An 11,501-nucleotide genomic window follows, 5' to 3' on the forward strand; every position below is an offset into this window, starting at 1 on the left:
CTTCCCGCAAACCCCGAATGGTAAGCTGGATCGCCGGGCGTTGCCGGCACCGGACAATGAAGCTTTTGCCCGTCAGAGCTATGAGACACCGCAGGGGGAGACAGAAACCACACTGGCGACGATTTGGCGTGAGTTGCTGGGGATTGAGCAAATCAGCCGACATGATAGTTTCTTTGCGTTGGGTGGTCATTCACTGCTTGCGGTGCGGATGATTGAACGCCTGCGTCAATTGGGGTTGACACTGACGGCGCGCGATCTGTTCCAGTCTCATGCTCTGTCGGAGCTGGCTCAAGCGTTGGGACAGCATCAGGCTGTGATAGTGCCGCCTAATGTCATCACGCCGGAAACCACATCTCTGATGCCAACAATGTTGCCACTGATTGATTTGACTCAGACTGACATTGACCGTCTTGTCGAGCAGGTACCAGGAGGAATGACCAATATTCAGGATATCTATGCGTTGTCACCGTTGCAGGACGGTATCCTGTTCCATCATCTGTTAGAACAGGAAGGTGATCCGTATTTGTTGCTCTATCCGGTGACTTTTGCTAACCGGTCACTACTGGATCGTTATCTGGCAGCGGTACAACAGGTGATTGATCGTCATGACATCTTGAGGACGGCTTTTATTTGGCAGGGATTGTCAGTCCCGGCGCAGGTCGTTTGGCGTCGGGCACGGTTGCCTGTGACAGAATTGACGCTGGACCCGGCGGACGGCCCAGTGATTGATCAGTTAACCCAGCGTTTTGATCCGGGTCAGTACCGTCTTGACCTGACTCAGGCACCGTTACTGCATTTTATTATCGCTCAGGAAACCGATGGCCGCTGGTTCTTACTGGAATTGCAGCATCACTTGATCGGTGACCATGAAACGATGGAAATGATGCACCGTGAAGTGCAGGCACATTTTGCCGGGCAAGGGGAACGCCTGTCTGCGCCGGTACCATTCCGCAATCTGGTGGCGGAAGCCCGGCTGGGGGTGAGTCAAGCAGCGCATACTCGCTTCTTTACCGAGATGTTGGCTGAGGTAGATGAACCGACGCTGCCGTTCGGGCTGACAGAGGTGCATCGTGACGGATCTCAGATGAGGGAATCTCACCGGATGCTAACGACTGCGTTGAATGACCGTCTGCGTAGTCAGGCCAGACATCTGGGTGTCAGTCTGGCGGCGCTGTGTCATCTGGCTTGGGCGCAGGTATTGTCGCGTACCAGCGGGCAGGAGAAAGTCGTGTTCGGCACGGTGTTGTTTGGGCGCATGGCTGTGGGAGAGGGGGCTGACAGTGGGATGGGGTTGTTTATGAATACTCTGCCATTGCGACTGGATATGGATGAAACCCCAGTACGGGACAGCGTGCGGGCGGTGCATCTACGACTGGCTGAATTACTGGAACATGAGCATGCTTCACTGGCGCTGGCCCAACGGTGCAGTGGTGTACAGGGGGAAATCCCACTCTTTAGCGCCTTGTTCAACTATCGGCATAATGATCAGCTATCGTTTTTGGATGAGACGATGGATGGCATTGAATTCTTGGGCGAACAGGAACGTACTAATTATCCCTTTGGATTGTCGGTGGAAGATGGTGGTTCCACGTTGGGGCTGACCGCTCAGGTGGTACAGCCGTTTGATCCGGATCGGTTATGCGGTTATATGCAACAGGCGCTGGAAAGTCTGGTGGAAGCGCTTGAACAGGAACCGGCGACGCCGGTACGTACGTTGAATGTGCTGCCTGAAACGGAGCGTACCCTGTTGTTGGAAACTTGGAATACCATTGAAACTCCGTATCCTGACCCGTTATGTATTCACCAACTGTTTGAACAACAGGCAGAGAAAACCCCAGAGGCGACCGCGTTAGTGTATGAAGAGCAACGTCTCAGTTATGCCGAATTAAATGTCCGCGCCAACCGGCTGGCCCATCAAATGATTGCGCTGGGTGTAGAGCCAGATCAACGGGTGGTGATTTGTGTGGCTCGTTCTCCGGCGATGGTGGTGGCGCTGTTGGCGGTGCTGAAAGCCGGTGGGGCCTATGTGCCGTTGGACCCGACTTATCCGGTAGAACGACTGGCGTATATTCTGAATGATACGGCCCCATCAGTGTTACTGGTTGATGAAGCTGGCAGGGTAGCGCTTGGCGAACAAGCGCTTGCTGGGCTGACGGTACTTGACTCGAATGCTTTACCAGACCAGCCGGACAGTAACCCACAGGTACCCGCGTTGACGCCACAACATCTGGCTTATGTCATTTATACCTCTGGTTCAACTGGGCAGCCGAAAGGGGTGATGGTGGAACATCAGGCAGTGTATCAACGTCATCTGGGTTTTAATGAGATTTATGGCGTCACTGTGCCAGATCGGTTGTTGCAATTTGCCTCTTTTGCGTTTGATGTTTCAGTAGAAGAATGCTGCTTGTCCTTGTGTAATGGCGCCACATTAGTGATGCGCGATGAGCGTTGGCTGACTTCTATGCAGGAATTTATTGCCTTAGCCTGGCAAAACCATATTACGGTGATGTCTTTGCCGGCGTTGTTTTGGTCGGAACTGGTTGCCAGAGACAATGGATTACCGCTACCGGATTGCCTCAGACTTATCATTATTGGGGGAGAGGCAGTGAAAAAAAGCGCTGTTCAGGAGTGGTTTGCGCGGGAAGTCCACCGTCCACGACTATTAAACGCTTATGGCCCGACGGAAAATACCGTGACGGCAACCTGTAAGGAGATATTATTCCCGACAGACGATAGTTCTATTGGCCGTCCGGTTAAAAATACCTGTATCTACCTGCTGGACGGAGATGGTCAGCCAGTACCATTAGGCAGCGTTGGCGAAATGTATATTGGTGGAGTGGGTGTGGCACGGGGTTATCTTAACCAGCAGGAATTGAGTGCGGAATGTTTTATACCCGATCCATTTAGTCGGGTGTCTGGTGCGCGGATGTATCGCACTGGGGATTTGGCCCGTTACTTGCCGGACGGCAATCTGGAATTCCTGGGCCGTAACGACGAGCAGGTAAAAATTCGAGGCTTCCGAATTGAACTGGGGGAGATTGCCACCCGATTGATGGAACATCCGGCGGTCCAGGAGGCGGCGGTGCTGGCATTGGAGGATGGGCAGGGCAAACGTCTGGTTGCCTATGTGGCAGCGGAAGCGAATACGGAGTTGGCTGCCAGTTTACGCGAACACTTGAGTGCTATTTTACCGGATTATATGGTTCCGGCAGCTTTTGTGCGTCTGGATACCTTCCCTCAGACCCCGAACGGCAAGCTAGATCGTCGGGCATTACCGGCACCACGGGAGGAAGATTTTGTCCGTCAGGTTTACGCAGCCCCGCAAGGGGAGACTGAGATTGCCTTGGCGGCCATTTGGCGTGAGTTATTAGGCATTGAGCAGATCAGCCGGCATGATAGTTTCTTTGTGTTGGGAGGCCATTCCCTGCTCGCTGTACGCATGATTGAACGCTTGCGTCGCTTGGGATTGACACTGGCGGCGCGTGATCTGTTTCAATATCCGGTACTGTCAGACTTGGCCCAAACATTGGGACAACATCAGGCTGTAGTGGTGCCGCCTAACGTTATTACACCGACCACGACAGCGTTGACGCCGGCGATATTGCCGCTGATTGAGCTGACTCAGACTGATATTGATCGCATCATCGGGCAGGTACCGGGCGGAGTTGCCAATATTCAGGATATCTATGCCTTATCGCCATTGCAGGACGGTATCCTGTTCCACCACCTGTTGGAACAGGCAGGTGACCCATATCTGCTGCTCTATCCGTTGATCTTTGCGAATCGGTCTCTGTTGGAGCGTTATCTGGCGGCGGTGCAACAGACGGTTGATCGCCATGACATCTTGCGGACGGCTTTTATCTGGCAGGGATTATCAGTTCCGGCGCAAGTGGTTTGTCGCCGGGTGCAGTTGCCCGTGACGGAACTGACGCTGGACCCAGCTGATGGCCCAGTGATTGATCAGTTAACCCGGCGTTTTGATCCGGGGCAGTATCGTCTTGATTTGAGTCAGGCTCCACTACTGCATTTTATTATTGCTCAGGAAACTGATGGCCGCTGGGTCTTACTGGAATTGCAGCATCACTTGATTGGCGACCATGAAACGCTGGAAGTGATGCACCGTGAAGTACAGGCGCATTTTTCCGGACAGGGGGAGCACTTACCTGAACCAGCTCCTTTCCGCAATCTGGTAGCTCAGGCTCGGTTAGGGAAAAGTCAGGAAGAGCATACCCGTTTCTTTACCGAGATGTTGGCGGAGGTGGATGAGCCAACGTTGCCATTCGGACTGGCGGAGGTGCATCGTGATGGATCTCAGATGAGGGAATCTCACCGGATGCTAGCGCCTGAGTTGAATGATCGTCTGCGTAGTCAGGCCCGGCATTTTGGGGTCAGTCTGGCGGCGCTGTGTCATCTGGCCTGGGCGCAGGTGCTGTCGCATACCAGTGGTCAGGAAAAAGTGGTATTTGGCACCGTCCTGTTTGGGCGCATGACAGCGGGGGAAGGGGCAGACAATGGCATGGGGCTGTTTATGAATACCTTACCGTTGCGACTGGATATCGATGATACCTCGGTACAGGATAGCGTGCATGAGGTGCATCTACGACTGGCCGGGTTGCTGGAGCATGAGCATGCTTCATTAGCGTTGGCACAACGATGCAGTGGTATTGCCAGCGGTACATTATTGTTTAGTGCGTTGTTTAACTATCGACACAATGCCTTATCGGCAACGCCTGATGACATTATCAGCGGTATTGAATTTTTGGAAGGACAAGAACGGACTAACTATCCATTTGGTCTGTCAGTGGAGGACGGTGGTTCCACTTTGGGGCTGACCGCTTTGGTGATACAGCCATTTGAGCCAGATCGGCTATGCGGTTATATGCAACAGGCGCTGGAAAGTCTGGTGGAAGCACTGGAACAGGCACCGGATACGCCGGTACGTGCGCTGAACGTGCTGCCTGAAACGGAACGTACCCTGTTGTTGGAAACTTGGAATACCACAGAAACCCCGTATCCTGACCCGTTATGTATTCACCAACTGTTTGAACAACAGGTAGAGAAAACCCCAGAGGCGACTGCGTTAGAGTATGGAGAGCAACGTCTCAGTTATGCCGAATTAAATGCCCGTGCCAACCGGCTGGCCCATCAACTGATTGCTCTGGGTGTAGAGCCAGATCAACGAGTGGTGATTTGCATGGCACGCTCGCCAGAGGTAGTGGTAGCGCTGTTGGCGGTGCTGAAAGCGGGTGGGGCCTATGTACCTCTAGATCCGACTTATCCGGCAGAACGACTGGCGTATATTCTGAATGATACGGCCCCGTCAGTGTTACTGGTTGATGAAGCTGGTCGAGCGGCGCTTGGTGAAGAAGAGCTTACAGGGTTGACAGTACTTACTCCGAGTACCCTGCCAGACCAGCCGGACAGTAACCCACAGGTGCTCACGTTGACGCCACAACATTTGGCTTATGTCATTTATACCTCTGGTTCTACCGGGCAGCCGAAAGGGGTGATGGTGGAACATCAAGCTGTGTATCAACGTCATCTCGGTTTTAATGACACTTATGGCGTCACTGAGCAAGACCGGCTGTTACAATTTTCCTCTTTTGCTTTTGATGTTTCAGTAGAAGAATGCTGCTTGTCCTTGTGTAATGGCGCCACGTTGGTCATGCGTGATGATCGTTGGCTGACTTCTATGCAGGAATTTGTTTCCTTAGCCTGGGAAAACCATATCACGGTGATGTCTTTGCCGGCGTTATTTTGGTCCGAACTGATTGCCAGAGATAATGCTTTACCGCTCCCGGATTGCCTCAGATTCATCATCATTGGTGGTGAGGAGGTTAAAAAGAGCGCAATTCAGGAGTGGTTTGCGCAGGAAAGCTACCGACCTCGACTATTGAATGCTTATGGGCCGACGGAAAATACTGTGACGGCGACCTGTAAGGAGGTTTTATCCCCAACCGATGATTGTTCTATCGGTCGGCCTCTTAAGAATACCTGCGTCTACCTGCTAGATAGATACGGTCAGCCTGTACCATTAGGCAGCGTTGGCGAAATGTATATTGGTGGTGTCGGTGTGGCTCGTGGCTATCTTAACCAGCCGGAGTTGAGTGCAGAACGTTTTATACCAGATCCTTTCAGTCCAGTATCCGATGCGCGTATGTATCGTACCGGGGATTTGGCTCGCTACCTGCCGGACGGCAATCTGGAATTCCTTGGCCGTAACGATGAGCAGGTTAAAATTCGAGGTTTCCGAATTGAACCGGGAGAGATTGAAATCCGGTTGGTGGAACACCCCGCTGTGCAAGAGGCAGTGGTATTGGTATGGGAGAATGGGCAGGACAAGCATCTGGTTGCTTATGTGGTGGCGGGAGCGGATGAGGGATTAACTGCTAGTTTACGTGCCCATTTGAGTGCCATTTTACCGGATTATATGGTTCCGGCAGCCTTTGTGCGTCTGGATACCTTCCCGCAAACCCCGAATGGCAAGCTAGATCGCCGGGCATTAGCGCCACCGGGGGAGGGAGATTTTTCCCGTCAGGTCTATGAAGCACCGCAAGGGGAAACTGAGATAGCCTTGGCGGCGATTTGGCGTGAGTTGTTGGGCGTTGAGCCGGTCAGCCGATATGACAACTTCTTCGCGTTGGGTGGTCACTCACTGCTCGCTATGCGAATGACAAACCTTGCTGCTGGTCGGGGCTTGGTTTGTACATTGAATGCGTTGTTCCAATTCCCGGTACTGACTGAACTGGCCGCAAAAATCACGTCAGATTCGCTGTCCCAGCCACAAAACAGTGCCATATCGGTGCGACTTGATGGAACAGAGCAGCCATTGTTCTTTGTTCCCAGTGGAATGGGGGACTATTCCTATGTCTTCGGGCTGGCTAACCATCTGCCATCCGGCTACCCGATTTATGCACTGCCCTGGCAGTCTATTGATGAGGAGCCAATGGCAACGATGGAGGAGCTGGCAGCCAGAATGATCACCTTGATGAAGGCGGTTCAACCGGATAGTCCGTATCGGATAGGGGGTTACTCCTCTGGTGGCATATTGGCTTATGCGATTGTGCAGCGGCTTTTGAGCGCTGGTGAGGCGGTTAATTTCTTAGGTTTAATTGATACACCAGCGCCGCATTATTTTGGGGAACAGCCGATGCAACCTAAACATCATTTCTTTAGTGAGCTGGCCCGGCAGGCGGGAGAACAGCAGACAGAAGAGGTTGCGGCGTTGTACCAGCGACTTGATGAGCTGAATTTGGTGCAATTTATTGAGGCGGCCCAACAATTGGCGTTATATCCGGCCAATCTAAGTGCGGGTGTTATTGCGAAACGTTGGCAGCAGATAGAGCACTATACGCAAATCGTCGGAGATTATCAGCCGCAAGCATTAGCGATAACGTTGCATCAGTTGTACGCTCTGGAGCCTTCTTCATCGACTTCTTTTGCCACGGATGAAAAACCAGAGCCGTTAAATATAGAACCGTCGCTCGGCTGGGAACAGGTGATGCCTGATACTTTACTGCGGTTGATTGCTGTTCCGGGTAACCATTTTAGTTTATTGGAGGATAATGAGAATCGCATTGGGTTAGCTCAGGCTCTGAATATGGCGTTGTCAATCGACAGTGACGGGGAGGTTTTGTCATACTGATATATTAAGAAATATGGAATTATTTAGTGTTGATGTGATAATCCGGTATACATTGTTTATACCGGATTTTTTCTGCATTAAAACAGAATAAGGCAAGTGATAATTTCGATATAAGTTATTTTTCAGGCTTGTTTGTTATTATTGCTGCTATTTTCTGTTGTGTGATCTAAATCGGATTTTATTGTTGGATTTATTTTGTTTTTTTTGATTGCCTTGGAATTCCAATCATATGTTTAATTGTAGAGTTATTGTTGGAAATATTCCTTGCAATAAATCATTAGGAGAAGATAATTGAAGTTGTTAACATGGTAATGTGTTTTTGGGTGATGATATAGGCTGATTTAATTATCCTTAATTTCATGATCTCGCTTTTGGACACCGTTTATATCCAATAGATTTCAAGTTGCATCGCGGCGGCAAGGGAGCGAATCCCCGGGAGCATAGATAACTATGTGACCGGGGTGAGTGAGTGCAGCCAACAAAGAAGCAATTTGAAAGATGACGGGTATATTTTAAATAACTCGTGATCATTACGGGCCTACCTATTAGGAGTAATTTCTGGAGGCTGTTATTGTGAATAAATAGTGGGCTAGGGTTGCATGCATGAAAAATAGCCCTATGTGATAGGTAGTAAGAATAAAAAAACGGTAGGGAACAGCCTAAATGTATACGTTTGGAGGTATATGCAAATTGAATAATAGTAGACTTTGCTCCAGCTTGCACAACACGTCAGTAAATATCGTGTGGCGTTCTAAAAATCGCGTAAAACAACTAATCGGACCTAACTAACTCTTATAAGATCAATATATTACTGCATTGATTATTATGTGGAGCATGCTATTTTATTATTATGAAATAATCAGTAACGAAGTTAATTGTAATTTGTAATGTTTCTTTGTGTTATTAAGTGGTGACAATATTTTATTAGTTTTATGACTTAATTATCGTTAAATAATACCGGATGTGATCATTATTAATCTAAGATTATGTTTTTACCTGATAGGCAAATAAATGCAGTCAATGATGCCATTTTTAGTTATGGAATTAAGCGTCAGACAATGAAAATTTGGGGGGGGGTATCTAAAAACCAGCAAAATAGAATATTTTATTCCGATTTACTAGGTGAGTTATTTGCTTTGTTGTTCGGGAAATTATTGCTACATAGTTGTCGCTTTTAATAACTATTAATTGGGCTATTGCGTTTAGAGCCTAATAGAAAGTGCTGCCTAAGTATCTTGATTAATGCTTGATGTGTTTGTTGCATTCTTCCTCAGTCAAGTGGACAAAAAGTAAGAAAAATATTTGTGAAGATTTCCATGACTGACCGTTTTCAAATATCCAATAGATTCGTTGAGGTGATAATAGATGAAAGGTAACATTGCTACAGAGGGAAATGTTCTTAAAGCCGAAGCTCTCTCTCAAATGCCATGTGAAAATATAATTAATAGTGCAAATGACGCATCGATTCCATCACGAATGTGCGTTGTTGTAGGGGGAACGACTCTTGCGGTGTTCTGCGCTGAGCAAATTCAGGCGGCTGGGCATATCATACAAGCAGTACTATCTACGGATATTGTTCTACAAACTTGGGCTGCCCAGCAAGGGATTGTTTGTGTGAACTCTGTTGATGCCTTACAAGAACAAATCGCGTTACACCCTGTCGATTGGCTTTTTTCAATAGTCAACCCAATCATCCTGCCTGTTTCGCTGCTTGAACAGATTAGCGGCGGGGCTTTTAATTATCATAATAGTCCGCTGCCACGTTATGCGGGCAGTCATGCAACTTCCTGGGCGTTGTTAGCGCGGGAAACAGATTACGCTATTTCTTGGCATTGTATTGAAAGTGGCGTAGATACGGGCGATATTGCTATGCAATGGCCGGTATCGATTGAAGAACAGGATAATGCTTTCTCGTTAAACCTGAAATGTTATCAAGCTGCTCAGAACGGATTTATTGAACTATTGAACAATCTGGGTCACGGTACACTGGTGACTTATCAACAGGACCTCTCGCAACGGAGTTTTTATGCTTTATCGCATCGTCCTGATTTTGGTGGGTATTTGTGTTGGGAGCAGTCTGGAGAAGCCCTGTCAGCTTTGGTACGAGCATTAGATTTTGGGGAAAATTACTCAAATCCACTGGGTTGCCCGAAACTGTTACTGAGACAGGGTACGGTACAAGTTTCCTGGCTTCAACGATTGAAAGCGTGTTCTGAGGGGGAGCCGGGCACGTTGATTAGTGTGGAGGAGGATGCCTGGCAGGTGACGACCGGCAGTGAGGATGTTCGGATCGGAGGTTTTGCCACCCTTGAAGGTAATCTTCTGTCTGCCAGGGAGCTTGCTGATATATCGGAACTGAGGCCAGGTAAACAACTTCCCCGGCTTTCCTCACAGCAGACTCAGGATGTAAGAAATATCCTTCAAGCACTCGCATCCAGTGAGCCATTTTGGTATGGGCGTCTTGCCTCTTTGCAACCCCTCCAGTTACCTTTTGAAATGACGGGGAAACAGCTAGAACCCCGATGGGCAATCAGTTCATGGCAGTCTCCATTACCAAAAAACGATGAAGAGACTCCGTTACAGTCACTATTGCAGGTGTTTGCTATCTATCTTGCACGTTTGACTCAGCAGACTGAATGCCAAATCGGCTGGTGTGTGGATGAGATAAAAGATAGCCCGACCGATCTGGCAAAAATGGTACCGATGACCATTGAAGTGGCGTTTGATCAACCCTGGAGTGCGGTCGCTGATTGGGTTGATGATGAACTTGCCCGATTAACCCGGCACCGTACATTTAGCTGCGATCTCCTTTCCCGCTATCCTTCATTGCGCGCTATCCCAGCATTAAGAACAAAGCAACCGTGGCGAATCGCTATCGATGTGATACAGGATGACAGACAGTGCGATCAGGAGGCATCCGGCGAATTGTTGACACTCCAGATGAATGCACAGGGAGATTTTCGTTGGATCTATGATGAAAATCATCTGAGTTCGGAAGTGGTTTTACGGATGAGTGAACATTTACAGGTGCTGGCGTCGTCAAAAGGGATAAGTGATGAAATCCCCGTCGGGCAACTTAATTTGCTGCCTGAAGCTGAACATACATTGTTGCTGGAAACCTGGAACGCCACAGAAACCACCTACCCTGACCCGTTATGTGTTCATCAGTTGTTTGAACAACAGGTGGAGAAAACCCCGGACGCAACTGCGTTAGTGCATGAAGCGCAGACCTTTAGTTATGCGCAATTAAATGCCCGCGCTAACCGGCTGGCTCATCAGCTGATTGCTCTGGGCGTAGAGCCTGATCAGCGGGTGGCGATTTGCGTATCACGTTCTCCGGCCATGGTGGTGGGGATTTTGGCGGTACTGAAAGCCGGTGGGGCTTATGTGCCACTGGACCCAGCTTATCCGGGGGAACGTTTGGCTCATATTCTGACTGATGCCGCCCCGTCTATTGTCCTGGCGGACAGTACGGGATGTGACGCACTGGGTGAGAAAGCCCTGACCGGCCTGATTGTGCTTGACCCGAATACCCAGCCAGAGCAGCCGGACAGTAATCCCCAGATAGCGGCGTTGACGCCACGGCATTTGGCGTATGTGATTTATACCTCCGGCTCTACCGGCGTGCCCAAAGGGGTAATGATTGAGCACCGGAATACGGTGAACTTCCTGTGCTGGGCGCGGCAGGCGTTTGCGGCGGAAGAGAGCCGGGAGACACTTTTCTCGACGTCGATGAACTTCGACCTGTCGATTTTTGAATGTCTGATGCCGTTGTCCCGGGGGGGGGCGATTCATCTGGTGGATGATGCCCTGTCATTGATGCAGCAGGCTTTGCCGGTGAGCTTACTCAACTCAG

General features: G+C 49.6%; 2 protein-coding genes. Both read left to right on the forward strand.

Annotated features, from left to right (window positions below; translation table 11 throughout):
- On the forward strand, positions 1–7,645 hold a 7,645-nt coding region (locus tag AM629_RS19505), incomplete at its 5' end, for a non-ribosomal peptide synthetase (RefSeq protein WP_054481253.1).
- A gap of 1,365 nt (positions 7,646–9,010) precedes the next feature.
- A partial coding sequence (locus tag AM629_RS19510) for an AMP-binding protein (protein WP_235525545.1) occupies positions 9,011–11,501 on the forward strand: 2,491 nt, incomplete at its 3' end.

This window comes from Photorhabdus heterorhabditis (assembly GCF_001280945.1).
In the GTDB taxonomy this organism is placed as follows: Bacteria; Pseudomonadota; Gammaproteobacteria; order Enterobacterales; family Enterobacteriaceae; genus Photorhabdus; species Photorhabdus heterorhabditis.